At 62.5% G+C, this 26196-nt stretch carries 24 protein-coding genes; 16 read left to right on the top strand and 8 right to left on the bottom strand.

The genetic code is table 11. The features are described 5' to 3' along the window. Positions 1–145 precede the first annotated feature (145 nt). The 4 genes from secG to AC0NIL_RS19980 all read left to right on the top strand — a co-directional run bounded on the left by secG (position 146) and on the right by AC0NIL_RS19980 (position 4275). Positions 146–616: a preprotein translocase subunit SecG gene (gene secG, locus AC0NIL_RS19995; RefSeq protein WP_013531735.1), complete on the top strand. Its 471-nt coding sequence runs from the start codon at positions 146–148 to the stop codon at positions 614–616. Positions 617–825: 209 nt separating this feature from the next. Beyond that, positions 826–1953, top strand: a complete 1128-nt coding sequence (locus AC0NIL_RS19990; RefSeq protein ID WP_013531734.1) for a L,D-transpeptidase — start codon at positions 826–828, stop codon at positions 1951–1953. Between the two features lie 137 nt (positions 1954–2090). Further along, a complete protein-coding gene (locus tag AC0NIL_RS19985; RefSeq protein ID WP_013531733.1) occupies positions 2091–3728 on the top strand; it encodes a CTP synthase in 1638 nt (545 codons plus the stop codon). A 10-nt stretch (positions 3729–3738) separates the two neighbouring features. Continuing rightward, positions 3739–4275: a DUF1697 domain-containing protein gene (locus AC0NIL_RS19980; protein WP_473573336.1), complete on the top strand. Its 537-nt coding sequence runs from the start codon at positions 3739–3741 to the stop codon at positions 4273–4275. Positions 4276–4313: 38 nt separating this feature from the next. Here the strand turns inward: AC0NIL_RS19980 and AC0NIL_RS19975 are convergent, their stop codons facing one another. Together AC0NIL_RS19975 and AC0NIL_RS19970 are read right to left on the bottom strand one after the other, a co-directional pair. Continuing rightward, positions 4314–5771, bottom strand: coding sequence for an NCS1 family nucleobase:cation symporter-1 (locus AC0NIL_RS19975; protein WP_027161571.1), 1458 nt, complete (start codon positions 5769–5771; stop codon positions 4314–4316). Positions 5772–6010: 239 nt separating this feature from the next. Next, on the bottom strand, positions 6011–6913 hold the full coding sequence (locus AC0NIL_RS19970) for a LysR substrate-binding domain-containing protein (protein ID WP_024503328.1): 903 nt from the start codon (positions 6911–6913) through the stop codon (positions 6011–6013). Between the two features lie 245 nt (positions 6914–7158). On the opposite strand from AC0NIL_RS19970, the gene AC0NIL_RS19965 reads away from it, so the two are divergent. From AC0NIL_RS19965 to AC0NIL_RS19930, 8 genes are all read left to right on the top strand, one after another. After that, complete coding sequence (locus tag AC0NIL_RS19965) at positions 7159–8670, top strand: leucyl aminopeptidase (RefSeq protein WP_473573335.1); 1512 nt, start codon at positions 7159–7161, stop codon at positions 8668–8670. Between the two features lie 52 nt (positions 8671–8722). Beyond that, positions 8723–9628, top strand: coding sequence for a proline iminopeptidase-family hydrolase (locus AC0NIL_RS19960; RefSeq protein ID WP_473573333.1), 906 nt, complete (start codon positions 8723–8725; stop codon positions 9626–9628). 18 nt (positions 9629–9646) lie between these two features. Beyond that, the gene (locus tag AC0NIL_RS19955) at positions 9647–11308 is read left to right on the top strand and encodes an ABC transporter substrate-binding protein (protein ID WP_473573332.1); all 1662 of its coding nucleotides are present in this window, start codon (positions 9647–9649) and stop codon (positions 11306–11308) included. 39 nt (positions 11309–11347) lie between these two features. Beyond that, complete coding sequence (locus AC0NIL_RS19950; protein ID WP_473573330.1) at positions 11348–12364, top strand: ABC transporter permease; 1017 nt, start codon at positions 11348–11350, stop codon at positions 12362–12364. After that, positions 12364–13335, top strand: a complete 972-nt coding sequence (locus AC0NIL_RS19945; RefSeq protein WP_473573328.1) for an ABC transporter permease — start codon at positions 12364–12366, stop codon at positions 13333–13335. Before AC0NIL_RS19950 ends, AC0NIL_RS19945 begins: the two co-directional genes overlap by 1 nt. Next, on the top strand, positions 13332–14291 hold the full coding sequence (locus AC0NIL_RS19940) for an ABC transporter ATP-binding protein (RefSeq protein ID WP_024503324.1): 960 nt from the start codon (positions 13332–13334) through the stop codon (positions 14289–14291). The genes AC0NIL_RS19945 and AC0NIL_RS19940 overlap by 4 nt, the downstream gene beginning before the upstream one ends. A gap of 8 nt (positions 14292–14299) precedes the next feature. Next, positions 14300–15286: an ABC transporter ATP-binding protein gene (locus tag AC0NIL_RS19935; protein ID WP_027161575.1), complete on the top strand. Its 987-nt coding sequence runs from the start codon at positions 14300–14302 to the stop codon at positions 15284–15286. Between the two features lie 139 nt (positions 15287–15425). Further along, complete coding sequence (locus AC0NIL_RS19930; RefSeq protein WP_024503323.1) at positions 15426–15728, top strand: DUF982 domain-containing protein; 303 nt, start codon at positions 15426–15428, stop codon at positions 15726–15728. A 110-nt stretch (positions 15729–15838) separates the two neighbouring features. Here AC0NIL_RS19930 and AC0NIL_RS19925 read toward each other — a convergent pair whose 3' ends face one another. The 3 genes from AC0NIL_RS19925 to AC0NIL_RS19915 form a co-directional block, all read right to left on the bottom strand. Then, the gene (locus tag AC0NIL_RS19925; protein WP_224672815.1) at positions 15839–16537 is read right to left on the bottom strand and encodes a DUF1194 domain-containing protein; all 699 of its coding nucleotides are present in this window, start codon (positions 16535–16537) and stop codon (positions 15839–15841) included. A 150-nt stretch (positions 16538–16687) separates the two neighbouring features. After that, complete coding sequence (locus tag AC0NIL_RS19920; protein ID WP_145923756.1) at positions 16688–17389, bottom strand: hypothetical protein; 702 nt, start codon at positions 17387–17389, stop codon at positions 16688–16690. Between the two features lie 48 nt (positions 17390–17437). After that, the gene (locus AC0NIL_RS19915; RefSeq protein WP_473573326.1) at positions 17438–18436 is read right to left on the bottom strand and encodes a DMT family transporter; all 999 of its coding nucleotides are present in this window, start codon (positions 18434–18436) and stop codon (positions 17438–17440) included. A 151-nt stretch (positions 18437–18587) separates the two neighbouring features. Here AC0NIL_RS19915 and AC0NIL_RS19910 point away from each other — a divergent pair, with 151 nt between their 5' ends. Then, positions 18588–20570 carry a BTAD domain-containing putative transcriptional regulator gene (locus AC0NIL_RS19910; protein WP_275953049.1) on the top strand — a complete coding sequence of 661 codons (1983 nt, stop codon included), beginning with the start codon at positions 18588–18590 and terminating at the stop codon, positions 20568–20570. A 242-nt stretch (positions 20571–20812) separates the two neighbouring features. Then, positions 20813–21811, top strand: a complete 999-nt coding sequence (gene dusA / locus AC0NIL_RS19905) for a tRNA dihydrouridine(20/20a) synthase DusA (RefSeq protein WP_275953048.1) — start codon at positions 20813–20815, stop codon at positions 21809–21811. Between the two features lie 10 nt (positions 21812–21821). Here the strand turns inward: dusA and AC0NIL_RS19900 are convergent, their stop codons facing one another. Then, positions 21822–22526 (bottom strand): TIGR02281 family clan AA aspartic protease, encoded by a 705-nt coding sequence (locus AC0NIL_RS19900; protein WP_064993180.1) that lies wholly within the window; start codon positions 22524–22526, stop codon positions 21822–21824. A gap of 7 nt (positions 22527–22533) precedes the next feature. Then, positions 22534–22767, bottom strand: coding sequence for a DUF1289 domain-containing protein (locus AC0NIL_RS19895; protein WP_275953047.1), 234 nt, complete (start codon positions 22765–22767; stop codon positions 22534–22536). A 197-nt stretch (positions 22768–22964) separates the two neighbouring features. Between AC0NIL_RS19895 and AC0NIL_RS19890 the strand changes: the two genes are divergently transcribed. Next, entirely contained in the window at positions 22965–23963 is a 999-nt protein-coding gene (locus tag AC0NIL_RS19890) for a nicotinate-nucleotide--dimethylbenzimidazole phosphoribosyltransferase (protein ID WP_275953046.1), read from the top strand. Positions 23964–23974: 11 nt separating this feature from the next. Here the strand turns inward: AC0NIL_RS19890 and AC0NIL_RS19885 are convergent, their stop codons facing one another. Then, entirely contained in the window at positions 23975–25495 is a 1521-nt protein-coding gene (locus AC0NIL_RS19885; protein ID WP_024503313.1) for a sensor histidine kinase, read from the bottom strand. 75 nt (positions 25496–25570) lie between these two features. Between AC0NIL_RS19885 and AC0NIL_RS19880 the strand changes: the two genes are divergently transcribed. After that, positions 25571–26191, top strand: coding sequence for a thermonuclease family protein (locus AC0NIL_RS19880; RefSeq protein ID WP_063167987.1), 621 nt, complete (start codon positions 25571–25573; stop codon positions 26189–26191). The last annotated feature ends 5 nt before the right edge of the window (positions 26192–26196 follow it).

Here is a 26196-nt window from a genome sequence, read left to right as displayed (position 1 = left end):
TTCCGGTGCACGAAATCGTTGCAAAGGACGGGTTGCTTCCCATATTCCGGCCACGGGCTTGGAAATGCCGTCAAAGCATTGTATTGAGCCGCCTCCAATTCACCGGTCGTGTCCGCGGCCGGGCAAGGCCTTGCCAGGATAAACTATGGAAACCGTACTGATCGTCATCCATCTCATGGTCGTGCTCGCCCTTGTCGGCGTGGTGCTGCTGCAGCGTTCCGAAGGCGGTGGCCTCGGCATCGGTGGCGGGTCCGGCTTCATGACCGCGCGTGGTGCGGCCAATGCGCTGACGCGTGCGACGGCGATCCTGGCGGCTGCCTTCTTCGCCACCTCCTTGACCCTGTCGATCGTCGCCCGCTACGGCGAAAAGCCGATCGATATCCTGGACCGCGTGCCGGCGACCTCGGACGGCGCCGGCAAAGGCGTGCTCAACCAGTTGCCTGGAACCACAACTCCGGCGCCCGCGGGCACCACCACGCCGACGCCGCCTTCCGGCAACGATGCTTCGGCTCCTGCGACTGCCCCGGCCACTGCGCCTGCCGCCGGCTCGACGCCGCCGGCGACCAACGGCACGGCTCCCGCCGCACCGGCGACCCCGCAGGTTCCAAACCAGTAGTCCTCGGTGCCTGAACCGCGATCTGTGGTCGTTTGAACACAGTCGCGGCAAATGCAGCGGGATCACGAAGATTCGACGGGGTGAGGCATGGCCCCACGCTTGAGGCGGCCGCGCTTATTCGACTATAGATTGCACGCGGCATTTCCGGCGCCCTTGGGGGGCGCTGGGCGACGCCGTGGCAACAAGCATAGAACGATCGGATCTTCGCCATGCAGCTTCGCAGCTTCATTTTCCTGGGACTTTGCGCCGCACTCGGCGTGAGTTCCCCCGCTTTCGCAGGCGTTCCGGCCAATATGGCCGCACAGCCTTCGGCTGAAACAACTTCTGCCATCAACGTCGCCGTCAAGAGTGATGCGTCGCAATTGAAGCTTCTCAAGAAGAAGAAAAACCCGACGCCCGACGACCTCGCCCAGATCAAGAAGATCGAGGCCAAGATCGTTGCCGACAAGGAAGCCGCCAAAGCCAAGGCGCTCGAAGCCAGGAAGCTGGCAATGCGCGAGGCGGCAAAGGCCAAGGCCGACGCGGAACGGCAGGCGTTCCTTGCCAAGAAGGGCAAGAGCGCGCCGGCAACCGAGGTGGCCGATGCCAAGCCGGCCAAGAAGCAGGCTGCCAAGATCATCGAGCCTATCGAACCGATAGCGCCGATCCAGTCGGCCGAGCCGCTTCCGGCGGAGGCCATGAACGTCGCCCTGACCGGCAACAATGGCGAACTGCGCAGCGAAGTCATCGGCCAGAAGAAGCCGAGCGGCGGCGGCCTGTTCGCCGGCCTTTTCGGCGGGACGTCGTCCGGCTCCTCGATAAGCTATCTTCCCGAGACGCGGGCTCTCGATCAGGCTCTCGCCAAGAGGGAGGCCAAGAAGCAGTTCAAGGTGAAGCCGGAATTCGTGCCGCAGGACGTGGAATTCACTGGTTACGATGCCGGCACCATCGTCATCGACACCAGCGCGCGGCGCCTTTACCTCGTCGAATCATCTTCCACCGCGCGGCGCTACGCCATTGCGGTCGGTCGCGAGGGCCTGCAGTTCAAGGGCACGGTCGCGGTCGGTGACAAGCAGGAATGGCCGCGCTGGATCCCGACGCTGGACATGCAGAAGCGCGAGCCGAAGCATTACGGCCAGTATAAGGACGGCATGCCTGGCGGTGGCCAGAATCCGCTCGGCGCCCGCGCCATCTATCTCTATGACGGCAAGAAGGACACGCATCTGCGCATCCACGGCACCATCGCGCCGCAGTCGATCGGAACCAGCGCCTCGAATGGCTGCTTCCGCATGATCAACGAGCACGTCATGGACCTCTACAGCCGCGTCAGGGTTGGCACCAAGGTCGTCATCATCTGACGTTTTCGTCATCCTGCCGAAAGGGCCGGCTCAGCCGGCCCTTTTGTTTTGCCCTATTCACGATCCGAGCGCCTTCTTGGGAAAAAACCTTCGCGGTGGTTTTTTCTCTGGCGGAATCAATCCGGCCGCGTTAAGCGATGACTCCCATGGCGCGATATGTATTCATCACAGGCGGCGTGGTTTCCTCACTTGGAAAAGGCATTGCCGCAGCGGCCCTTGGGGCTCTCCTGCAGGCGCGAGGCTATCGCGCACGCATCAAAAAACTCGATCCCTATCTCAATGTCGATCCGGGGACGATGTCGCCGTACCAGCATGGCGAGGTTTTCGTCACCGACGATGGTGCGGAAACCGATCTTGATCTTGGCCATTACGAGCGCTTCACAGGCCGCTCCGCCAACCAGCAGGACAACATCACCACCGGCCGCATCTACAAGAACATCATCGAGCGCGAGCGGCGCGGCGACTATCTCGGCGCCACCGTGCAGGTCATCCCCCACGTCACCGACGAGATCAAGAATTTCGTCCTCAACGGCAATGACGACTATGATTTCGTGCTGTGCGAGATCGGCGGCACGGTCGGCGACATCGAGGCGATGCCGTTCCTGGAGGCTATACGCCAGCTCGGCAACGACTTGCCGCGCAACAATGCCGTCTACGTGCATCTGACGCTGATGCCCTATATCCCGACGGCCGGTGAACTGAAGACCAAGCCGACTCAGCATTCGGTCAAGGAACTGCGCGGCATCGGCATCGCGCCCGACATCCTGCTGGTCCGCGCCGACCGCGCTATCCCCAAGGAAGAGCGCAGAAAACTGTCGCTGTTCTGCAATGTCCGCGAAAGCGCCGTGATCCAGGCGCTCGACGTGCCGCATATCTACGACGTGCCGATGGCCTATCACAAGGAAGGGCTTGATTCGGAAGTGCTGGCCGCCTTCGGCATCGATCCGGCGCCGAAGCCGCGCATGGAGCCGTGGCAAGCGGTGTCGAACCGCATCCACAATCCGGAAGGCGAGGTGACCATCGCCGTTGTCGGCAAATATACCGGCCTCAAGGACGCCTACAAATCGCTGATCGAGGCGCTGTCGCATGGCGGCCTGGCCAATCACGTCAAGGTCAAGCTCGACTGGATCGAATCGGAGATCTTCGAAAAGGAGGATCCGACGCCGTGGCTGGAAAAGGTGCATGGCATCCTGGTTCCCGGCGGCTTTGGGGAGCGCGGCTCGGAAGGCAAAATCCTGGCGGCGAAGTTCGCGCGTGAGCGAAAAGTGCCGTATTTCGGCATCTGCTTCGGCATGCAGATGGCCTGCATCGAGGCGGCGCGGTCGCTGGCCGGCGTCGAGCATGCGTCTTCGACCGAGTTTGGTCCGACCGAGGAGCCGGTCGTCGGCCTGATGACCGAATGGCTGAAAGGCAACATGCTGGAGAAGCGCCGCGAAACCGGCGACCTCGGCGGCACGATGCGGCTCGGCGCCTATCAGGCCGAGCTCGCCAAGGGTTCCAAGATCGCCGAAATCTATGGCGACACGCAGATTTCCGAGCGCCATCGCCACCGCTACGAGGTCAATGTCGACTACAAGGAGCGGCTTGAGGATTGCGGCCTGGTGTTCGCCGGCATGTCGCCCGACGGCGTGCTGCCGGAAACAGTCGAGTATCCCGACCATCCCTGGTTCATCGGCGTGCAGTATCATCCGGAACTGAAAAGCCGGCCGCTCGACCCGCATCCGCTGTTCGCCAGTTTCATCGAGGCGGCGGTGGAGCAGAGCCGGCTGGTGTAGCCGGTCGGCCATGCAAACCTATGTCGCGCTGCTTTACAGCATCATTCTGGGCGAGGGCCGCCGGGTCGTCATGGCCGACCTCAAGGCCATGGCGGAAGATCTCGGGCTGAAGAACCCGCGCACCCTGGTGGCGACCGGAAATCTGGTCTTCGAGGCGCCGGCAACTGATATTGCCGACCTTGAACAGCGGCTGGAGGCAGCCTTCGAAAAAACCTTCGGCCGCCATGTCGACATCATCGTGCGTGGTGCCAAGGACTGGCTGAAGCTTGCCGCCGGCAATCCGTTCCCGGCCGATTCGGCCAAAGCAGGCGATCAGGTGGCCGTACGGGTGATGCGCAAGCCTGCGCCCGTGGAGGCCGTGACGGGGCTCCAGGCCTATGCCGGCGTGGATGAAAAAGTGACTTCGGTCGGCGGCGACATCTGGGTCGTCTTTTCGCGCGAGAGGCCAAGCTCGCGGCTGCTTGCGGCGATGAATCACAAGCGCATGGGCACGGGCACGTCGCGCAACTGGAACACGGTGCGCAGATTGGCCGAGATGCTCGGGTAGGTTTTGGGGCGGCTCTCGCCGCCCCAAAATTCACCTTGTCAGGCCTTCGCGGTCCTGGCGCCGGCGCCCAAAGCGGCGGTGCGCAGCACGTAGTAGATGATGCCGGCGATCGCCACGCCGAAGAACCAGCCATAGACACCCCACCAGGACGGCAGCCAGTTGGTGAAGTTGGGCAGGATCGACGAGAAGATGGCGCCGATGCCGGCGGCGATGAAGGCGTTGACGTGCCAGCCGCCCTGGAAGCGGAATTCGCCATCTTCGCGATAAAGCGCCTCGACGTCGACCTCACCCTTCCGGATCAGGTAGTAGTCGACCATCATCACCCCGAAGATCGGCCCCATCGTCGCGCCGATGATGTTGACGAAGGAAGCCGCACTGCCTTCCCATGGCGCGAAGGGATAGAGCAGCAGGGCGATCACGGCCGCGATATAGCCGCCCTTCTTGAAGTCGATCTGCCTGGGAAAGACATTGGAGAAGTCGAAGGCCGGCGAGACGAAGTTCGCCACCACGTTGATGCCAAGCGTCGCAACTGCAAAGGTCAGGGCAGCAAGCGCCGCCAGGAACCAGCTGTCGAATTTCGCCGATATCTGGTCGGGATGCAGCAGCACCTCGCCATAGACGTCAAAGGCGGCAATGGTGGTGACGCCGGCCACCAGCGAAAACAGGATCAGGTTGATCGGCAGGCCCCAGATGTTGCCCTTGCGCAGCGATGCCTTGTCCGGCGCGTAACGGGCGAAATCGCAGAAATTGAGATAAAGCGCGGAAAAGTAGGTGACCCAGATCGCCGCCACCGCGAACAGTGAGGTCCAGGAGCCAGGAGTACCCGGCACGCCAGCATCCTTGGTCTTGTCCAGCAGCACGTCCATGGGGATGTCGCTGGTGAAGGCAAATCGTCCTGATTTGACGCAGAGATAGATCGCCAGGATCAGCATCATCACCCAGACAGCGGGGCCGGCCCAGTCCTGGAATCGGCGGACCGTTTCCATGCCGTTCTGGATGATCAGCAATTGCAGCCCCCAGATGACCACAAAGCAGATCACCTCCAGGCCGGTATGACCGAGGAAGTGCGTGCTGGCGTTGAAATCGGCGAACCATTGCGTGCGGATCAGCAGCGCCACGATCGCGCCCGAGGCGGCGGCAGTCTGCGCGCCGTACCAGAAGCAGGCGACGATGGCGCGCACCAGCGCCGGTATGTTGGCGCCCCAGATGCCGAAAGAGGCGCGGGCAAGCACGGGGTAGGGCACGCCCGTCTTCACGCCGGCATAGCCGACCATGTTCATCAGCGCGTAGATGATCAGCGAGCCGATGCCTATGGCGATGATGAAATTGACGAAGCCGCCGCAGAACAGGAACAGACTGGCGGCAAGATAGTAGCCCCAAAGGCTGTGGACGTCCGACGTCCAGACGTTGAAGATCGAGAATGGTCCCCAGTTTCGAACTTTGGCCGGAGCCAAATCCTCGTTGTACAGATCAGGTGAAGCACCCTGTATCGTCATGGCAATGTTCCCCTTTTGCAGCACGCGCCCTCACGCGTTGGCCGCGTGCAGGTTAAGCCTGCCGCAGGGGAACCGACAAGCAACCTATTTGCCGGCTTTGGCCTTAAAGATATTCAATGAGAACTGCGATTATCGATGCACGGCGATGGTGGGTCATCGCTGAACCACGGATGAGTCGAGGTTCGACGCGGGGATTCCAATCTGAAGCGGTGGCTCCCGACATCTTCGGTTGGGGGCATCTAAGCGATTGCCATCACCTGCTTGTGGTCCGCGACTTCGGCGAGCAGCCAATCCTGAAACAGACCAGTGCCTGGCTTGTTGCCGATGCTGCGACGCTGATGCAGGTAAATGCCGGCCGGATAGGTGTGGCGGGCACGGAACGGCGCGACCAGCTTGCCTTGCTGCAGAAAATCTTGCGCCATCATCGTGTCCGCAAGCGCTATTCCGGCGCCATTGATCGCTTCGCGCATGATCAAGGTGCAATCATCCAGTGTTGTGCTGGATTTTGGCGTCGTTTCCAGAACGCCTTCCTGCTCCAGCCAACGCTTCCATCTCATGGTTTCGCATTCATGGATCAGATGATGATTGACCAGATCGGCCGGCGATCGCAGCGGCACAGGCCCCTCCAGAAGCGAAGGCGCACAGACCGGCGTCAAAAGCAGCGGGATCAGCAGCGTCAGAGCCGGGCCGGCCTTGTAGACGAACTCGTCGACAATGGCCAAATCGAAGTTGGCGCGCTTGCCTGAAGTGGAGATCTCCAGATCCACCGACGGATGCAACCGGCGAAAGTTCGGCAACCGGTCCGCCAGCCAAAGGTTCAGAACGGTGGGCACGCACAAGACCCGGACACGTTGGATCTTGCCGTGGCGCGACCCCTCGGAGAGGCTGACGTCATCGGTGGCGCGCCAGATCGCTTCGAACGCCTCCGAGAGGCTGCGCGCATAGTAGGAGCCCCTTATGGTTGGCGTTATCTGGCGAAAACCGCGTTCGAACAGGTCTTGGCCAAGATTTCGTTCAAGCGCGCGGATGTGCCGGCTGACAGCCGAGGGTGTCAGATGCAGTTCTTCCGCCGCGTCCTTGACGCTGCCAAGGCGAGCGGCGGCCTCGAAAGCGCGCATGCCATTGAGTGAGGGAAGGGCCATTGGCCGATCATGAATTGTCAGTTGAGTTTTTGTCAATCGACATGGGCGGAATTCGCGTTTGATCGCCTGCCCTGTTAGGGGATACCCAGACGACAAGAGCAATTAAGTCGTCTCAAGAAAGCGACTATTTGGGGACCCATTATACCACGAACGGCGGAGACCGGCTTGACCAGTCTCCACCGGGGTGAGCGAAGCGTTGCTCGCTACCCGGCTGGTATTGCCGCAATCGGAGAGAGCGCCAGCCTATGCCTCAATCGCCAGCGCCGGTTTTCGAGACCGCGGACGAGATTTCCGCCGCCTCCGTCGTCGTGATCTTGCAAACTGCCCAAACAGGCTTCGGCCCGCGGGCGTCCACCCTGGATGCCGAGATGGGCGGGATTCTCTCGCGCGCCTGCTCCGACCCGGCCGCCTTGGCCGAATCCGGCACCTGCATCGATCTTATTGCCCCGCAGTCTGTATCGACCAAGCGCGTGGTCGTCCTGGCCCTGGGCAAAGCTGAAGCCGTAACCACCCTGTCACTGGCGCGCGCCGGCGGTCTGCTTGCCGCGCATCTCGAGGGCAAGGGGGAATGCGCGCCCACCCTGGTCCTGGACCCGATCGCCGGCGTTGACCTGCCCGGCGCCGAAATCCTGGCGCGTGTCGCGCTTGGCATGCGGCTGCGCCGCTATCGTTTCGACATGCGCAACCGGCGGCAAGGGGCGGGAGCGGATAGAACCTTGCGGGTGAAACTGGTAGGGGCTCGCGGCCCGGACCTGACAGCGGCGCTGGCGCGGATCAATGCCATCGCCGACGGCGTCGAATATGCACGCACCCTGGTCAACCTGCCGCCGAACCACCTCCATCCCGACAATTTCCACGATCATCTTGAGCCCCTGCGTGAAGCCGGCATCGACATCGAAATGCTTGATGCCGCGCAACTGAAGGAGCTCGGCATGAACGCGCTTCTTGCTGTCGGATCGGGCTCGGCGCGCCCGCCGCGGGTCGCTGTCCTGCGCTACCGGGGCAAGGGTGCTCCCGCCCAACCACTCGCTTTCGTCGGCAAGGGCGTCTGCTTCGATTCGGGCGGCCTCTGCATCAAGGGCGGAGCGCAGATGTTCGACATGAAAGCCGACATGGGCGGGGCGGCCGCTGTGGTCGGCCTGCTGATCGCGCTCGCCCGGCAAGGCAGCCCGGTACACGTTGTCGGTGTTCTCGGCATCGCGGAGAACATGCCATCCGGCACGGCGCTCAAACCGCGCGACATCATCACGACGGCGTCCGGACAGACAGTGGAAGTGTTCGACACGGATGCGGAGGGACGCCTGCTTCTGGCCGACTGCCTCCACTATGCAGCCACGCGCTTCAACCCTTTAGTGATCGTCGATCTGGCAACGCTGACCTATTCGGTGACGCGTGGGTTGGGGTCGATATTCGCCGGCCTGTTCAGCACCGACGATGCCATCGCGTCACAGATGATCGCGGCCGGAGAAACGGTCGGCGAGCGGTTCTGGCGGCTGCCGCTCGACCGGGCCTACGACGAGGGCCTGCAATCGCCGTTCGCGGACCTGCGGCATCATGCCAAGGATATGGAAGATGGCGATGCTCCCTATGCCGCAGCCTTCCTGCGCCATTTCACCGAAGATCGCCCCTGGGTGCATCTCGACATCGCCAGCAAGGAACTGACCGACACCGATCGGCCGCTCGGCAGGCAAGGTGCCACGGCATTTGGCGTGCAGATGCTGGAAGAGTGGGTGCAGGTCACCCGTAACATGAGTTAGGCGCCTGCCGCCGCGGACGATAAAAGTACCTTCAATCGCACTGGGAATTGGGATGTCATCTGAGATCATCGGCATGGAAGGACGGGCCGCTTTTGGCGCCTACGAGACCTGGTATCGGGTCAGTGGCGAACTCGGCGGCGAAAAGGCGCCTGTGGTGATCCTGCATGGCGGCCCGGGCGTCGCTCACAACTATGTCGATGCCTACAAGCTTCTTGCGCGAAGGGATCGCGCCGTCATCCACTACGACCAGTTGGGCTGCGGCAATTCCACCTTGCTGCCTGAGAAAGGCGCCGATTTCTGGACACCTGGGCTGTTCATCGACGAGCTTGAAAACCTCGTCGACCACCTCGGCATTCGGACAGGCTTCCACGTGCTCGGCCAGAGCTGGGGCGGTATGCTGGGCGCCGAATATGCCGTGACGCGGCCGCAAGGCCTGAAATCGTTGACCATAGCCAACTCACCGGCTTCCATGAAACTGTGGGTCGAAGAGGCCAACCGGTTGCGTGCGGATCTGCCCGCGGATGTGCAGGAGACACTGACCCGACACGAACAGGCCGGCACGACCGACGATGCGGCGTACCAGGCTGCGACGATGGTGTTCTACGAGCGGCATGTCTGCCGGGTCGTGCCTTTCCCGCCCGAAGTCACGGAAAGTTTCGCCCAGGTCGTGCGCAATCCGACCGTCTATAATCTGATGAATGGGCCAAACGAGTTCCATGTCATCGGAACGCTGAAGAACTGGAGCATCGTCGAGCGCCTGCCGGCCATCGATGTTCCCACACTGATCATCTCCGGACGTCACGACGAGGCCACGCCCGCGACCGTGCAGCCCTATAAGGACGGCATCAAGGGGTCTCGCTGGGAGATATTCGAGCATTCCAGCCACATGCCGCATGTCGAAGAGCAAGATGCGTGCATGCGGGTGATGGGAGACTTCCTGGACCACAACGATAACTGAAAAAAGGGGAATCAAGACATGAAGAAACTGCTTCTGGCGGCAACAGCCGCGGCATTGCTGGCCGGTACATGGCTGGCCCCGGCACAGGCCGAATATCTCAAGGAGCACCGAGGCGGCACCATCCGCCTGCTGGCCCGCTCCGCGGCCGGAACGCTCGATCCGCACATCAATTACACGGACCAGGGCTGGCAGATGTACCAGCCGATCTATGACGGCCTGGTGGCCTTCCGCAAGGCCGAGGGCATGGACGGTTTCACCATCGTCCCCGATCTGGCCGAGGCCCTGCCGCAGGTCAGCAATGACGGCAAGACCTTCACCTTCAAGCTGCGCAAGGGCATCAAGTTCTCCAGCGGCCAGGATCTTGGCGTGAAGGACGTCGTCGCTTCTTTCCAGCGCATCTTCAAGGTTTCCGGACCCACCTCCGGCACGTTCTATGCCGGCATCGTCGGTGCGGACAAATGCCTGGCCGACACCAAGGGCTGCACGCTGGAAGGCGGCGTTGTCGGCGACGAAGCGGCCGGCACCATCACCATCAACATCACCAAGCCGGATGCCGAGCTGCTCTACAAGCTTGCCTTGCCGCATGCCGTGGTCCTGCCGGCGGACACGCCCGCTGAAGACATGGGTTCCAAGCCCATTCCCAGCACCGGCGCGTACATGATCTCCGCCTTCGACCCGAACAAGGGCATGACGGTTTCCCGCAACCCCAATTTCAAGCAGTGGAGCGAAGAAGCCCAGCCGGACGGCTATCCGGATGTCGTCCAATATGATTTCGGCCTGTCCGAAGAGGCAGCCGTCACCGCGATCCAGAACGGCGAAGCGGACTGGATGTTCGACGCTCTGCCGAGCGACCGCCTGGGCGAACTGGGCAGCAAGTCCATGGACCAGTTGCACATCTCACCGCTTTCGGCTTGGTGGTACGCGCCGCTGAACAACCGTCTCGCACCCTTCGACAACGAAAAAGCCCGCCAGGCCGTTGCCTATGCGATCGATCGCAACACGCTGGTCAAGCTGTTCGGCGGCAAGGTGCTGGCTTCGCCGGTCTGCCAGGTCCTGCCTCCGGACTTCCCCGGCCATGAAGACTATTGCCCCTTCACCAAGAATCCGGGCGCCAAATGGTCGGCCCCCGACCTCGACAAGGCAAAGCAGCTCGTCGAGGACTCCGGCACCAAGGGCCAGAAGGTGACGATCATCGTCGAGGACACCGCCATTTCGCGCTCCATCGGCGTCTATCTGCAGAGCGTGCTGACCAGCATCGGCTATGTCGCCGACGTCAAGCCGATCTCGTCGAACATCCAGTTCACCTACATCCAGAACACCAACAACAAGGTGCAGATGTCCGTCACCCAGTGGTACAAGGACTATCCGGCGGCTTCGGACTTCCTGAACATCCTGTTCAGCTGCGCCTCTTTCCGCGAAGGTTCGGACGCCTCGATCAACATCGCCGGCTTCTGCGACAAGGAAATCGACGCCAAGATGCAAAAGGCATTGGACCTCGGCGTCACCGATCAGAAAGCCGCCGATAAAATGTGGGCTGAAATCGACAGGCAAGTCACCGACAAGGCACCTGCGGTCGGCCTCTTCACGCCGAAGCGGCTTGACTTCGTCAGCAAACGTCTTGGCAATTTCAAGTTCAACCGGCAGTTCAACTGGATGATCACCCAATCCTGGGTACAGTAATGGCCTGGGTGCAGTAACGAACCGCGGAGGGGCACGTCCGTGTCGAACGTAGCTGTCGCCGCGCCGCGCAAGACGCGAGGGCCCTGGGCCGTCGCGTTTGCGAAGCTGGCAAGGGACAGGGCTGCCATGGCGTCGCTGGCCGTGTTCCTCCTCATCATCCTTGCCTGCCTCAGTGCGCCTCTTTATGCGAAATGGGCCGGCGTGGACCCCTTCGCCTCGACGCTCGACGCCGTCATCCAGATCGACGGCGTCGACGTTCCGGTGATGGAACAGTCGACTGAGGGGCTCGGGCTTGGCTACACACCGCTCGGCCCGACCTGGCGGCTGGGCAATTACTTCCTCGGCGCCGACAGCCAGGGGCGCGATGTCATGGCCAGGATGCTCTATGGCGGGCTGAGCTCGTTGCTGATCTCCGGAGCAGCCACCATCTTCACCCTGATCCTGGGCACGGCGGCGGGATTGATCGCCGGCTATTTCGGCGGCGTCACCGACACGGTGCTGTCGCGCTTCCTCGACATACTGTGGGCGTTCCCCATTTATCTGCTGGCGATTTCGCTCTCCATCGTCACCATCGCGCATGGCATCACGATAGGACCGATCCAGATCGAATCCGGCAGTCTGTGGCTGCCTGTCATCATCATCGGTATCGTCTATGTGCCCTATGTGGCTCGTCCGATACGCGGGCAGGTTGTGGCACTGCGCAAAAGCGAATTCGTGCTCGCCGCGATCAATCTGGGCGTGCCGGGATGGCGCATCCTGTGGCGCGACATCCTGCCCAACGTCACCACGACGCTGATCGTCTTCGTGCCGCTGATGATGGCGCTGAACATGCTCACGGAATCAGCCCTTTCCTTCCTTTCGATCGGCGTGCAGCCGCCGGCCGCGAGCTGGGGCACCATTATCCAGGACGGACAGGCGCTGCTCTACACCAGGCCACTGGTGGCGCTGGTGCCGGGCCTGGCGATCGCGGTTTCCGTCATGGCGCTCAATGTCTTCGGCGACGGTCTGCGCGACGCGCTCGACCCGCGCTCCAAGGTTCGGCTGGGGCGCGACTGATGATCTACGCAATCCTGCGCCGGTTCGGCCAGATGCTGTTCGTGATGTTCGGCATCTCGGTCATCGTCTTCCTGATTTTCTTCGCCACGCCGGGCTCCGATCCGGCGGCGCGCATCGCCGGCCGCAATGCATCGCCCGAAGTGCTGGAGGCGGTACGCCACAGCTTCGGCTTCGACCGGCCGCTCTACGTGCAATATGTGACGATGATGGAGAAGATCTTCGTCACCGGCGATCTGACCTCCTTCGTCAATCGTGGCTGGAAGGTGGTGCCGGCGGTCATGGATTCGATCCCGGTCACGCTCTCGCTGGTGTTCGGAGCGGCGATCCTGTGGGTGGTCGTCTCCATCATGATCGGCATCGCCGCCGCCGCCACGCGCGGCAGTTGGCTGGATAAGCTGCTGATGGCGCTAGGGCTGCTCGGTATTTCGATGCCGGTGTACTGGCTGGGCGAGGTGATGAACCTGATCACCCAGAGCCGCTACCACGACAGCTGGGCGTTCTCCTGGGTGCCGCCGCTCGGCTACAAGAACTTCTCCGACGATCCAAAGGGCTGGTTCCTGACCCTGGTCATTCCGTGGATCACGCTGTCCATTCTCTACATCGGCATTTATGGGCGCGTGCTGCGCGCGGCGATCATCGAATCCCTGCAGGAGGACTATATCCGTACGGCCCGGGCCAAGGGCCTGTCGGAGACCCGCATCCTGCTGCGCCATGCCTTGCGCACGTCGCTCATCGCCTTCGTCACCTTGTTCGGCCTGGATTTCGGTGCGCTGGTCGGAGGCTCGGCCCTGCTGACGGAGGTGGTGTTCGGGCTGCACGGCATCGGCAAGCTCACTTATGACGCGCTGCAGAATCTCGATCTGCCGATGATCATGGCAACGGTGATGTACGCTTCGATGTTCGTGGTTGTTGCCAATGCGGTCGTCGATTTCGTCTACATCCTTCTCGATCCGCGCCTGAGGACATCATGATACTGTCGGTGCGCGACCTCAAAGTATCCTTCCGCACAAATGATGGCCTGGTGCGGGCCATCGATGGCGTTTCCTTCGACCTCGAGGAGAGCGAGATCCTCGGCGTCGTCGGTGAGTCCGGTTCCGGCAAGACCGTGTCGCTGCTGGCCGTCATGGGTCTGATCACCGATCCCAACGCCACCATCGAAGGCTCGATCCGTTACAAGGGCCGCGAACTGGTGGGACTGCCCGCGCGCGAACTGAGGCGGCTGCGCGGCAACGAGATCGCGATGATCTTCCAGGATCCGATGACCGCGTTGACGCCTGTCTACACGATCGGCTGGCAGATCGCCGAACAGATCCGCGCGCATCGCAACATCAGCAAGTCCAAGGCGATGGAGCGCGTGGAGGAATTGCTGGCCGAGGTGAATTTTCCGAATCCGCACGAGGCGATGTCGCGCTACCCGCACCAACTGTCCGGAGGCATGCGTCAACGGGCGGTGATCGCAATGGCTTTGTCCTGCAATCCGGCGTTGCTGGTGGCTGACGAACCGACCACGGCGCTCGACGTCACCGTACAGGCCGGCATTCTCGATCTGGTGCGCAAGCTGCGCGCGACGCACAAGTCGGCGGTGGTCTTCATCACGCATGACATGGGCGTGGTCTCCGAACTCGCCGACCGGGTCATGGTCATGTATGCCGGCCGCGTGGTGGAGCGCGGCAGTCGCGCGGAGCTGTTTTCCGATCCGCGACACCCCTATACGCGCGCTCTGCTCGGTTCGATCCCGCCGCTGACCGGCGAAAAACCACGCCGCCTGCCGGCCATTCCCGGTTCGCCGCCGTCATTGCTGCGATTGCCGCAGGGCTGTGCGTTCGGTCCGCGGTGCCCGGTTCACTATGAGCCCTGCGAGGCCGGCAAACCCGACCTCGGGAGCGGCACTCATGCCGCGGCGTGCTTCAGGGTGGCACAGGCATGAGCGGATCGATGACCGACAAGAACCGCCCCATTATCGAGACGCGTTCGCTGGGCAAGCGCTTTTCCATCGGCAGCCGTTTTTCCGCCGAAGGCAAGCGAACCGTTCATGCGGTCGACAATGTTTCCCTGACCGTGTGGCGCGGCGAGACGGTCGGCCTGGTCGGCGAATCCGGATGCGGCAAGTCCACGCTGGCGCGCTGCCTGGTGAGGCTCTACGACATATCGGACGGCGAGCTTCTGTTCGAAGGCAACGATATCACCTCGAAGTCGCTGTCCGAACTCAGGCCGCTCCGGCGCCGCCTGCAAATGGTTTTCCAGGATCCGTCGGCATCGCTCAATCCGCGCCGGCGCGTCGGCGACCTGGTGGCCGAGCCGCTGCGCATCCATGGCAGGCTCTCGTCGAGCGAGATCACCAGACGCGTGGCGGAACTGTTCGACCTTGTCGGCCTGCTGCCGGATCACGTCATGCGGTTTCCGCACGAATTTTCCGGCGGGCAACGCCAGCGCGTCGGCATCGCGCGGGCTATTGCATTGAACCCGGACCTCGTGGTCCTGGACGAACCCGTCTCCGCGCTCGACGTGTCGGTGCAGGCGCAAATCGTCAACCTGCTTGCCGATCTGCAGGAGAAGCTCAATCTCACTTACATCTTCATCGCCCACGACCTGTCGGTGGTACGTCAGGTTTCAACCCGCATAGCGGTCATGTATCTCGGCTCGATCGTCGAAGAAGGGCCGGCGGAAGAGGTGTTTGCAGCACCAGCCCATCCCTATAGCCAGGCGCTGATCTCGGCGGTTCCTGTCGTGGAGACGACGCCCAGCGGGACGCGCAAGCGCATCATCCTCACCGGCGACGTACCGAGCCCTCTGAACCCTCCAACCGGCTGCCGTTTCCATCCCCGATGCCCGATCGCGGCGGAGCGCTGCCGTTCGGAACGGCCGCAGTTGCGGGAATACCGACCCGGTCGCAAAGTCGCCTGCCACTTTCCGACGATGTAGGCGACACTCACCACCGCACAGCTGATCGCCTTCGCCTGACAGATTTCTGAAAGATTCCATTCTTTGGCTGGAACCAACCGGCTGTTGGCGCGTTTGGTGGGGTTCGATCGAGCGCATTGCGGTCGACCGGGAGGAAACGATGGATCAATTGCATTTCTTTTCGCCCGTGCGGATTTCGCGCGGGCAAGGGCACCCTGCGGAAGAAATCGATAGTGTTGCCGAAGCCATGATGTTCTTGCGGAAATGGCCAACGGGACGGCGCGGTCCGGTTTATCAGTGCGCGCTGAACTGTTGCTCGGCCGCTTTGTCGGGCCAGATGTCCGCCGAGGAAGCAAGGAAAGCGTTCACCGGCTTTGCCCGCATCACGCGCCTTCTCGACGATGACATGGCTTTGCCGGTAGGCGGCGAAGGCAAGGCAAGCGTGCACGCATTGCGACGATAGGCTGTTGTCCTGACGGTCCTACAAGGTCTCGCGCTGCAGCGGCGCGGGGATCTCGTTGTGCAATGCGCTCCGGGATGGGGCCTCGAAAGTTCGTCCTACATGGCGCATTTTCACAGCGGACGGTCATCGTTCATGCTTACTTCAGTCACGAGCTTGCGGCGAAGCGCCATGGTGTAGTCGTCTGGCCCCTTCGGCGTCATGACGAAGGCCTGGGAACCGCCAATGACCGATTTGGCAAAATAGGATGCCAGAGGTTGGTCGGGATTCTCATCCTCCGTCGGGATGGCGATGGCATTGATCGTATATCCCTTGGCTATGGCGTTCGACCTGCTCGGCTGGACGGGAAGCCCGTCGTTGTTCTCGCCATTGGAGGAGATATCGATGACTTTCTTTGCGGCCTTTCCCGGGAACTGGTCGAGCAGGAGACTGCCTATGTCGATAGCCGAGGAGACGGATGTTCCGCCACGCCCTCTGCGGATGAAGCCGGTATCGCCTTTCCTGCTGATCACCGCAGCCGCCGCTTCGGCATCTTCCAGTCCGCAGATGCTTGTCCACGGCAGCACGACGCGCGCGTGTCCGGGGCTCGACCACTCAAAATAGGCAACGCCGATGCAACCAACATAATTCCGGCTGATGGCGGCGATGATCTCTGGCGAGGTGAGTGCCGCGGCATGTCCCTCGCGTTGCATATCGGCGATCTTCGGATCGATGGATGACGAAAAGTCGACCGCGAACACGATGGCGACGTCAACGTTCGCGGCATGGGCAGAGACCCCCCAAAACAGCGAAGCTGCAAGTATTCCTGTCATTCTCGAGATTGAACCGGCCGGCGTCAGGAGACTGCCCCAGCCTGTCATCCGCACCCGTTCGCGAAAGGGTGGGGGGCCGGCGTCCTGATGATACACACTGCCAAACATGTCATTCTCCATCTCGACATCCGGTCGTTTCAAAAAGCGGGTTCAACATGTGGAAATTTGGCGGGTGGCCTTGGTGCCCACGCCGAAGAGCAGCAGATCGGCCTTGGTCCACAAGAGATAACAGCCGAGCAAGGTCAGTGGCATGGCGAGGGCCGCGAAGGAGCCGCTCCACCAGACCTCAGGCAAAGCGCGGGCGAGGGCCACTGTCGTCGCCAGCATTGCCGGCAACCGGCTGGCGAGCACCGCACTGCGGAACGGATCGGGCCAAGCGGCCGGCCAGATCGAAATTGGCGTGCCGGGCCTGTGGAAGGTGCTGCCGAATTTGCCCAGCGCATGCAGCAGGCCGGAGGTCGCCGCAAGCAATGGATCGCCGAGCAGCAACAGGGCAATGCCGAGCCCGATCGCACCCAGGCCCGACAGGAAGTCGCCTAGACGGTTGAGGGCGGGATCGGGAGCATCCGGCCTTGCCCAGGCCCGGTGATAGGCCTCGCCGCCCCAGAAGAAGACCAGGGTGGTCAAGGTCAGCGCAACAGTGCCATGGCTGCCAGCGAAATATTCGATCACCGCCATGGTGACGCTGCTTCCCTCATGCAAGCCGACCGGCGCGGTGGCAATCTGGATCGCCAGACCGACAATGAGGCCGAGCGCATTGCCGCTGTTGTAGTAGCCACCCGGTCCCTTCATGCGGGCGCGAAGCGCCGATACCAAATGTGCGACCGGAAGAAGGATTGTCCGCGCATCCATCACTGCGCCCCCGCGACAAGTCCGGCCGGGTCTGGAATACGTTTCGCATCACCGGCAAGGGCCATCACATTCCTCCACTGGACCTGAATTGTTGGGATGACGATCGCCCGCCCGATTTGCGGACGCAGTTGCAAAGGCAGGGGCCGCGTCGAAGGGTTGAACCGAAGCGGTTCGCAAGGACGTGCGTGCCTGCGGCGCTCGGTTCGACATTGCCACGGACAGGATCGCACCCAGGATGATGCCGGCACCCAAGACGCTCGCGGACGAGCTCCGCTCGCCGAGAAAGATTGCCGCGCCCAGCGCCCCGAAAACGCTTTCTGCGCTGACGATCACGGCGGCGTGGCTGGCCGGCGTAAAGCGGAGGGCAACCGTCTGTATGCCGAAGGCAATCGCAGTGGAGAACACGCCGAGGATGGCCAGTTCCGGGCCGGCTGCGGATGCGGCGGCCAGCGACAGATTGCCTTGCATTGCACCGAGCGGCAGGGCGAAGGCTGCGGCGCCGAAGAACTGTGTCGCGGCAGCGGTGAACGGCCGCGCATGCACCTGCATGTGCCGGCCCAGCTCGACTGCCCAGAGCGCATAGCAGGCAGCCGAGAGCACAGCGGTAAGATCGCCACTGCTGAACCCGGCTATCCCATCCGACAACAGCAGGGCTCCAACAAGGGTCAATCCGGCGGCGATTGTAAGACTCGCTGTCGGACGTTCGCCTACGAGAAACCAGGCGGCCAGCGGTGTCATTACCGTTGCCGTGCTTACCAGGAAGCTCGCATTGGTGACGGAGGCCCCGAGATAGCAAAGCTGCTGGAGCGTGATGGAGATGGCAAACAGTGCGCCCACCTTGGCCAAGCTGGAAAAATAGTCCGGCCCGAGCGGAAGCCGCTTCTCCATGAAGACAAAGGGCAGCACAAGCAGCCCGCCGATCAGGCATCGCAGACCCACAGCACTCAGCGCGTCGAGATGCACAAGCACCATCTTTTGCGAGACATTGCCGAAGCCCCACAAAGCGGCTGCAAACAGCAGCAGCAAATTGGCTCTTGTCTTGGACACGCGCCCCCCTCGAACCAAGCCTTTCGTTGACTTGGTCGCCTTAATTTAGCAAAGCCTAAACAGCCTGCCGTTACGGCAGCGCTTGAGCGCGAAGGCCGACTGTTGCGAAGCGTTAGTTTTGAGTTAGGATTTCGTCAGGCTGGGATAGCAAATGCAAAGTGAGGACAGCGGCGCTGCAAATAGAATCTCACTCTTCGGCGGTTTCCGGATTGAAAATGAAACGGCCGGCCCGCTTCGGCTGACCGGGAAACGAGGGCCGGCAATCATCGCCTATCTGGCCCGGTGTCCGGGCATGGCGGCGACGCGGGAGAGGCTGGCTGACCTCCTATGGGGCGACAGCGACGCTGAACATTCGCGCAACAGCCTTCGGCAGGCCCTCAGTGTCCTGCGCCAGGATCTGGCGCGAGAGGGGGTGGATCTCATCCATTCCAGCGGTGAGTTGATCGCCCTGAGGCCAGAGCTGGTTCAAGTCGACGCGGAGAAGTTCGAAACGGGTCTCTCGGCCCGTTCCGCCCAGGACCTCGCGAAGGCCTTGGCGAACTACACCGGGCCCTTCCTCGACGGGCTTTATCTGGGAAGCAATACGTTCGATGACTGGATCACATCGGAACGCGACAGGCTGCTCGGCCGCGCGCTTGAGTCCTTCGAAAAACTGGCCCGTCTCGTCGACCCCGATGCCGGGCTGATCCTGGCCGATCGTATTCTGACCATGGAACCGACACGGGAGGAATCCTATCGGCTCAAGATGGAATTGCTGCTCGCATGTGGCCAACGCGACAGGGCAATCAGGACATACGAAGCTTGCAGAAGCATGCTGAAGAAGGAGTTCGGCGTCGAAGCCGGCCCTGAAACGCGGGCGCTTTGGCAATCTCTGTTGCTCGCCGCCGACGACGCTTCAAATGTGCAGTCGACAAATGGTGTTCCGTCCAGCCAGCGCCTTGGGCGTCCGTCCATCAGCGTTGCCGACTTCGTCAATCTGACCGGAAAGCAAGGCGACGACTTCTTCGCAAAGGGACTTGTCCAGGACATCACGACAGCCCTCTCCGAAGTGGCCGACTATGTCGTGCTCGCCGCGCTTCCGCCCGAGAAGAGCGGCCCAGGCGAAGAAGCCAAGACACCAGGGATACTCCGGGCGCGATATATGCTCAGCGGCAGCGTCCAGAGATCCGGCAATGGGTTGAGGGTGAATGTCCAGCTCGTCGATGCCGCCGGCGGCCACCACGTCTGGGCCCAGAAGTTCGACGGCCACTCCGAGAACGCGCTCGAATTCCAGGACAGGATCGCACAATCTGTTGTTCTTGCCGTGATCCTCGAACTTCAACTGACCAACTGGAAGGTTCGAGACAAAAGCCCGCCAGGGATCCCTGAAGTGCGCAGGCTGGTGAACGAAGCCCTCATGAAATATTTTGAGATGACTCGGGACTCACTTTTGGTCGGGATAGAGCTTGCCGAGAGGGCCTTCTCGATAGGTCCCGACAATGCCCGTGCAAAGCGGACGCTCTCGATCGTGATATCCATGGGCGTGGCGTTTGGTGCGCTGCCTCGGGAGCGTGGGGTGATCGAGCGTGCGGTCGAGCTTGCGGAAGCCGCAGTACGGGCGGTACCGGACGATGAAATTGCCCGATGTATTCTGTCGTTCGCTCTCGAAAGTTGCGGTCGCATCGACGAGGCGATCGCCGAATGCCGCCACGCGATCAGCCTCAACCCAAGCTACCCGACTGGCCACGGCGATATTTCGATGCTCTTTGCGTTGCGCGGACAGGTCGACGAAGCGGTGCGTGAGGCCAACGAAGCAATCCGGCTCGGAACGCACGATGTCATCGACTTCTGGCGCCACCACGGCCTGGTTGTGGCGCTCTTCGCTGGCGGAGACAACCAGCGGGCGCTCGAAGCCGCCCGCAAAGTGGTCAGGACAAAGCCTGGCTTCGTTCGCGGCGCCCTTTATTGGGCCGCGACCGCGTCGGCCACCGGAAACAACGAAGAAGCGTCCCGGGCCATCCACCATTGTCTGTCACAACTTCCGCATCTCAATCTGAGCAACGTCTGCCCTGGCTTTGTGCCGCGCTATGTAAAGGATCATCATCATTCCCGGTTCCTTGAGATGCTGTCGAGGGCTGGCCTTCCCAGTTCCTAGCCACATCGTTGGCGCAGACACCGTCATACGAAGCTGGAGGGTTCCGTCCTCCGCCCAGGCATCGAAAGCAGGCGACGCGTTGGCAATTCCGGCCAGGTCGACCTATACGCTACCCTGCGATTGAGGTATTCGACGCCCCACGCCGTCGCGCCGGCCAGTCATCCGCCGATTTGCGGCTTGGGCCTATCATGGCGCGTGATAGAGCCCGTACGACGCGATCCAACCTGTCGAAGTTATGAAGCATGAAAGATTATCAAAGGTTTAGGGTAGCCATAGCACCGATGATGGACTGGACGGACCGGCATTGCCGGTTCTTCCACCGCCAGCTGTCGAGCCATGCGCTGCTTTACACCGAGATGGTGGTGGCCGACGCCGTCATCCATGGCGCACGCGAGCGGCTGCTCGGCTTCGATGCGTCAGAACATCCGGTCGCGCTGCAGCTCGGCGGCTCGGATCGCGAAAAACTTGCCGAGGCGGCGCGCATCGGCGAGGCCTTTGGCTATGACGAGATCAACCTCAATGTCGGCTGTCCGTCAGACCGCGTCCAGTCGGGCACGTTCGGCGCCTGCCTGATGAAGGTGCCGGACCTCGTTGCCGGCTGTGTCGCGGCGATGAAGGCGGCGGTGACAATTCCCGTGACCGTCAAATGCCGCATCGGCGTCGACGAGCAGGATCCGGAGCCGGCCCTCGATGCGTTGGCGGATGGAGTTTTCGACGCCGGCGCCGACGCATTGTGGGTGCATGCGCGCAAGGCGTGGCTGGAAGGGCTGAGCCCCAAGGAAAACCGTGACATCCCGCCGCTCGACTACAACAGGGTTTATCGGCTGAAGGCTAGAAAACCTAACGAATTCATTGGCATCAATGGCGGCATTCAGACGATCGAAGAGGCGTTGGCGCATCTCGACCATGTCGATGGCGCCATGCTTGGCCGCGCCGCTTACCACACGCCCGGCATTCTGGCTGGCGTCGATGCCGCTTTCTACGGCGTCCAGTCCGAGCCGTTCGATTTCGCCGCGCTGATCGATACGATGGCGGACTATGCGGCACGTCATATCGAGCAGGGTGGGCGGCTTGGACATGTCACCCGCCACATGGTCGGACTGTTCCATGGCTTGTCTGGCGCGCGCCGCTACCGGCAGATCCTGTCCACCGACGCGACAAAACCCGGCGCCGGCCCGGACGTGCTGAAGGCGGCTTTCGCGGCCGTCGAGCTCGGCGGAGCGGCAGCCGAAGCGGCTTGAGATTCGGGGATCAGTCCCTGAGGATCATGCGGTCGCCGCGCACGTCAAAACCCGACAATGAACCGATGAAGTTCATGCCGAGCAGGCTCTGGCTGAGCATGCCGGGTGCGGCGATCATCACCGACATATCCCTGCGCGTGATGCCGCCGATCGCAATCTGATCGGTTTTCACGGCCGCGGCGCGTGCCATGCCGTTGGCGGTCGAAACCGGTATGGTGTAGTTGAGCGCCGCTGGATTGAATCCGGCGGCTTGTGCGTCTTCGGACGTCAGCACGGTGCTGGTCGCGCCGGTATCCACCACGGCCCGGACCGGGTTGCCGTTGATCAGGATGCGCGCTTCGAAATGGCCGTTGTCCGCCTTGTCGAGCGTCACCGTGGCGTGGCCGTCCTCGACGCCAAGCGCAAGCGGACTGCCGGGAACAAGGCCCGCGGTCACCCGGCTGGCGACATCCTGCAGTTCGTAGCGATACTGGTAACCGGCGATCAGCGCGAGCGCGATGGCCGCCCAGGCGCCTAAGTTGCGGGCCATGGCGCCCAGGGGTCGGCCCGAGCGAAGCAGGCCGGCGCCGATAAGGGCGCCAAAGGCGCCGAGCCAGATCAGCCGGCTGAAATCGTTGTTCTCCACGCCGAGGGTGCTGCCGGCGGAATCGTTGAGCATGAGCAGGACTGCTCCCACCCCGATCGCGGCCATCAATATCCAGAACAACCGGCTCATCCGCACCTCACGACAGCGCGTCGCGTTCGCGCGCCATGCGGGTGCGGCGCGTTTCCCGGCGCGGCCGGCGCTCGACCGTTTCCAGCCGGGCCGGCAATTCAGCCATGATGCTGCGGCGCGTTTCCGGCGTCATCCCGATCCAGGCGCCGATTTCCTCGCGCGTGCGGCCGCACCCGAAACAGAAGCCGGTTTTCATGTCGATCGAGCAGACCAGGATGCACGGGGATTCGATGGCCGTCATGACTTTCTCTTGGGCTTCCATCCGCAATCCCTTGTTCCACCTCCACATGGTGCAACGGCAAAGCCAATGCAAGCCCTCGCGATTGCGCCCTGCGGGGCCGGCTTTGCGGCAAATCCAGGCCCATCATCCCAGAGGTTGTGCCAACCCCGCAAGGCGGCTATGCCGCTTACCAACTCCAGGGAATGATCGATAACAAGATGACCAGCGCACAGCCTTTCGACGATTTTCGCAACTTGTTGGCCAATCTGCCGGCGGCCGACACGGCAGCCGAGACCCGCGTGCGCACGCTGTTTGCCAAGGCCGACAAACCAGGCAATTCGCTTGGCCGCATCGAAGACATCGCCGCCTGGCTGGCCACCTGGAGCGGGCGGGCTCCGCCCGCGGTGACAAGACCGCTGATGGCGGTCTTTGCCGGCAATCACGGCGTCACGCGCCACGGCATTTCGCCACGGCCGGTGGCGGCGACCGCCAACGCGGTCGAACTTTGCGCCGCCGGAGGTGCCGCAATCAACCAGATCTGCATTGCCTACGATCTCGGGCTTAAGGTTTTCGATCTTGCCCTGCACATCCCGACCGCCGACATCACCGAAGAGGCCGCGCTGGACGAGCGTGGCTGTGCCGCCACCATGGCCTTCGGCATGGAAGCGATCGCCGGCGGCACCGACCTTTTGTGTCTCGGCGATCTCGGCGTCGGCAACTCCACCGTCGCCGCCACCCTGTTTGCGGCGCTGTTCGGGGGCAGGGGCGCCGATTGGGTCGGCCCGGGGTCAGGCGCCGATGCGGCGATGCAGGCACGCAAAGCCGACGTGGTCGATGCGGCGCTGGCTTTTCATGACGGCCATCTCGGCGACCCGCTCGAGGCGCTGCGCCGGGTCGGCGGCCGGGAATTCGCAGCGATCGCCGGCGCCATCCTTGCCGCGCGGATGCAGAAGATTCCGGTGCTGCTCGACGGATTGGCGGCGACGGCAGCCGCAGCGGTACTGCATGGCGTCAATCCCGCCGCGCTCGACCATTGCCTGCTGGCCAGCCTTTCGCCGGAACCCGCGCATGCACGCGCCGCCCAACGGCTCGGGCTGCGCCCGTTGCTTGATCTGGGCATCAGCCATGGCGAAGGGGCAGGGGCCGCCCTTGCCGCGGGTCTGGTCAAGGCCGCCGCGCTGACCAGTTCGGGCATGGCTGCGGCGGTACGCGGTTAGGGCTTGAGGTATTACCGCCGTCGAGCCGCCACCGCCGCGGTCGGCAGTGCTGGCAATTCCTCCATCACCCGGCTCAGCGGGAAGATGGCGATCGCCTCGGTGCCTTCGCGCAGCTTGGAATGAAGTTCGAACTCGCCGCCATGCATTGCGAGCAGCCCTTGCACGATCGGCAGGCCAAGCCCGGTGCCTTGCTCGGCGCTCTTGATGGCGATGGAGCCCTGGCCGAAGGCGGAAAGCACGATCGGGATCTCATCTTCCGGTATGCCCGGGCCATTGTCCTTGATCGAAATGTATTGTCCGCCGCCCGCCGTCCAACCGACACGGACGCGGATTTCGCCGCCGGTGGCGGTGAATTTTATCGCGTTCGACAGAAGGTTGAGCGTGATCTGCCGCACGGCCCGTTCATCGGCGAACAGCCGAGGCAGCTCGTGCTCGAAATCCTGGACGACACGGATATCCTTGTTGCGCGCTCTCAACTCCATCATGTGACAGCAGTCCTCGACGATACCAAGCAGCATCACCGGCTCTTCATTGAGCTGGTAGCGGCCGGCCTCGATGCGTGACAGGTCGAGAATCTCGTTGATCAGGTCGAGCAGATGCTGGCCGGATTCGTGCACGTCATGGGCGTAGTCACGATAGGTGGGATTGCTCATCGGTCCCAGCACCTCGTTCGACATCACCTCGGAAAAACCGAGAATGGCGTTGAGCGGCGTGCGCAATTCGTGGCTCATCGAGGCGAGGAACCGCGATTTCGCCAGATTAGCGTCCTCGGCCCGCCGCCGCGCTTCGTCCGACATCGATTTCGCCGTCTCCAGTTCGGCGATCAGCGCATCCTTTTCGGAGCGGAACGACAGCATCATCAGGGACGAGTGGTTCAGATGACGGGCCACATAGGCGAAAAACGGCAGCGACACGACCAGCAGCGCGGCCATGATCGCCTCGACCGGCATCCATAGCTTGGCGCCGGCATAGGCGTAGAGCGCCACGGGAACGGCAAAGGTCGCCAGCAGCGCGCCCCGCAGAGACGAGGTCATCACCGCGGTCGCCGCCATGGCGAACAACAGCACCACGGCCTTGACGATGTGGAACGGATCGACCTCGCAGACGCTGCAGCCAAGCCACACGAACCAAGCCCAGCCGAGACCGCACAGGAAATGGCCGATCAGGAATTCCCGCCGTGCTTGCAAAGGGTTGAGCTCGGAAGCTTCAGTGCGCTCGATGCGCCGCGCCATGAAGGCAACGATAGTGTAGCAGGTTAGCGTGAACAGCGCCCAAAGCCCGATCTCATTGCCGATTCCGGCCAGCCGGCCACCCGCGGCAATCGCCAGCACGAGAAGCGGGATGGCGATGGCGCCGCTTGTCATCGCTCGGGCATGCAGCTTCAGCAGTTCGCGATCGAAATCGGGATTGCCGGCCTGCTGCGAAAGACGGTCACGCGTCTTGCGCACCGCGCGCGCGACATCGCTGTTGCGATGGCGTTTCCTGCGGTCCACAATGAACTTGTCCGCTGTGTTCGAGCGTTGCAAGGGCATCAAAACTTCAATTTATGCGAGCAGCGGTTTCCAAGTGTTAAGCTACGTTCGAATGATTAACCAACCGTTTGCCATATGAGCCGTTCATGGTCGCCGAGGCCGCGCCGGCGATACGTTGCGCGCCCCAGAAGCCTGTGGCGCCGGCTGGTGGATTACGGGCTTGCCGTCATCATCCTCGGACTGCTGATCCTGCTGGCGGCCCGCCTCGACCGGGTGGAGACACGCAAGACGCAAGGCGTGGCAATCATCAACGACGGCGATTCGATCACGCTTGGCACCGAGCGTATCCGCATGCGCGGCATCGATGCTCCGGAATATACGCAGACCTGCCGCAAGAACGGCGCGGACTATTCCTGCGGCACGCTTGCGCGTCAGTCGCTCGTTCGCCTGATCGCCGGCAAGCCCGTCTCTTGTACCGGCTGGCAGCGTGATCGTTATGGCCGGCTGCTCGGCGACTGCACCGCCGGCGGCAAGGATCTCAACCGCGCGCAGGTCGAGGCGGGCTGGGCGGTTGCCTATGGCGACTTCGAGAGCGAGGAAGCCATCGCCCGCGCGGCAAAGGCCGGCATCTGGGCGGGAACGTTCGATCAGCCGCAGAATTGGCGAGACAGCCATCACGGCGAAGTCGTCGAGAAGAAGCACGGCACACTGGCGTCGATCGGCGATGCCGTGCGCGAGATTTTTCGCTTCTGGTGATGCGC

The sequence above is a fragment of the Mesorhizobium sp. WSM1343 genome (assembly GCF_055901535.1).
Note: the sequence above shows the minus strand (reverse complement) of the source record. Positions and strands in the feature narration are given on the sequence as shown.

Bases quoted from the DNA above. Each gene is read 5' to 3' on its own strand.
- secG (WP_013531735.1), top strand. From the start codon at position 146: ATGGAAACCGTACTGATCGTCATCCATCTCATGGTCGTGCTCGCCCTT.
- AC0NIL_RS19990 (WP_013531734.1), top strand. From the start codon at position 826: ATGCAGCTTCGCAGCTTCATTTTCCTGGGACTTTGCGCCGCACTCGGC.
- AC0NIL_RS19985 (WP_013531733.1), top strand. From the start codon at position 2,091: ATGACTCCCATGGCGCGATATGTATTCATCACAGGCGGCGTGGTTTCC.
- AC0NIL_RS19980 (WP_473573336.1), top strand. From the start codon at position 3,739: ATGCAAACCTATGTCGCGCTGCTTTACAGCATCATTCTGGGCGAGGGC.
- AC0NIL_RS19975 (WP_027161571.1), bottom strand. From the start codon at position 5,771: ATGACGATACAGGGTGCTTCACCTGATCTGTACAACGAGGATTTGGCT.
- AC0NIL_RS19970 (WP_024503328.1), bottom strand. From the start codon at position 6,913: ATGGCCCTTCCCTCACTCAATGGCATGCGCGCTTTCGAGGCCGCCGCT.
- AC0NIL_RS19965 (WP_473573335.1), top strand. From the start codon at position 7,159: ATGCCTCAATCGCCAGCGCCGGTTTTCGAGACCGCGGACGAGATTTCC.
- AC0NIL_RS19960 (WP_473573333.1), top strand. From the start codon at position 8,723: ATGTCATCTGAGATCATCGGCATGGAAGGACGGGCCGCTTTTGGCGCC.
- AC0NIL_RS19955 (WP_473573332.1), top strand. From the start codon at position 9,647: ATGAAGAAACTGCTTCTGGCGGCAACAGCCGCGGCATTGCTGGCCGGT.
- AC0NIL_RS19945 (WP_473573328.1), top strand. From the start codon at position 12,364: ATGATCTACGCAATCCTGCGCCGGTTCGGCCAGATGCTGTTCGTGATG.
- AC0NIL_RS19940 (WP_024503324.1), top strand. From the start codon at position 13,332: ATGATACTGTCGGTGCGCGACCTCAAAGTATCCTTCCGCACAAATGAT.
- AC0NIL_RS19935 (WP_027161575.1), top strand. From the start codon at position 14,300: ATGACCGACAAGAACCGCCCCATTATCGAGACGCGTTCGCTGGGCAAG.
- AC0NIL_RS19930 (WP_024503323.1), top strand. From the start codon at position 15,426: ATGGATCAATTGCATTTCTTTTCGCCCGTGCGGATTTCGCGCGGGCAA.
- AC0NIL_RS19925 (WP_224672815.1), bottom strand. From the start codon at position 16,537: ATGACAGGAATACTTGCAGCTTCGCTGTTTTGGGGGGTCTCTGCCCAT.
- AC0NIL_RS19920 (WP_145923756.1), bottom strand. From the start codon at position 17,389: ATGGATGCGCGGACAATCCTTCTTCCGGTCGCACATTTGGTATCGGCG.
- AC0NIL_RS19910 (WP_275953049.1), top strand. From the start codon at position 18,588: ATGCAAAGTGAGGACAGCGGCGCTGCAAATAGAATCTCACTCTTCGGC.
- dusA (WP_275953048.1), top strand. From the start codon at position 20,813: ATGAAAGATTATCAAAGGTTTAGGGTAGCCATAGCACCGATGATGGAC.
- AC0NIL_RS19900 (WP_064993180.1), bottom strand. From the start codon at position 22,526: ATGAGCCGGTTGTTCTGGATATTGATGGCCGCGATCGGGGTGGGAGCA.
- AC0NIL_RS19895 (WP_275953047.1), bottom strand. From the start codon at position 22,767: ATGACGGCCATCGAATCCCCGTGCATCCTGGTCTGCTCGATCGACATG.
- AC0NIL_RS19890 (WP_275953046.1), top strand. From the start codon at position 22,965: ATGACCAGCGCACAGCCTTTCGACGATTTTCGCAACTTGTTGGCCAAT.
- AC0NIL_RS19885 (WP_024503313.1), bottom strand. From the start codon at position 25,495: ATGCCCTTGCAACGCTCGAACACAGCGGACAAGTTCATTGTGGACCGC.
- AC0NIL_RS19880 (WP_063167987.1), top strand. From the start codon at position 25,571: ATGAGCCGTTCATGGTCGCCGAGGCCGCGCCGGCGATACGTTGCGCGC.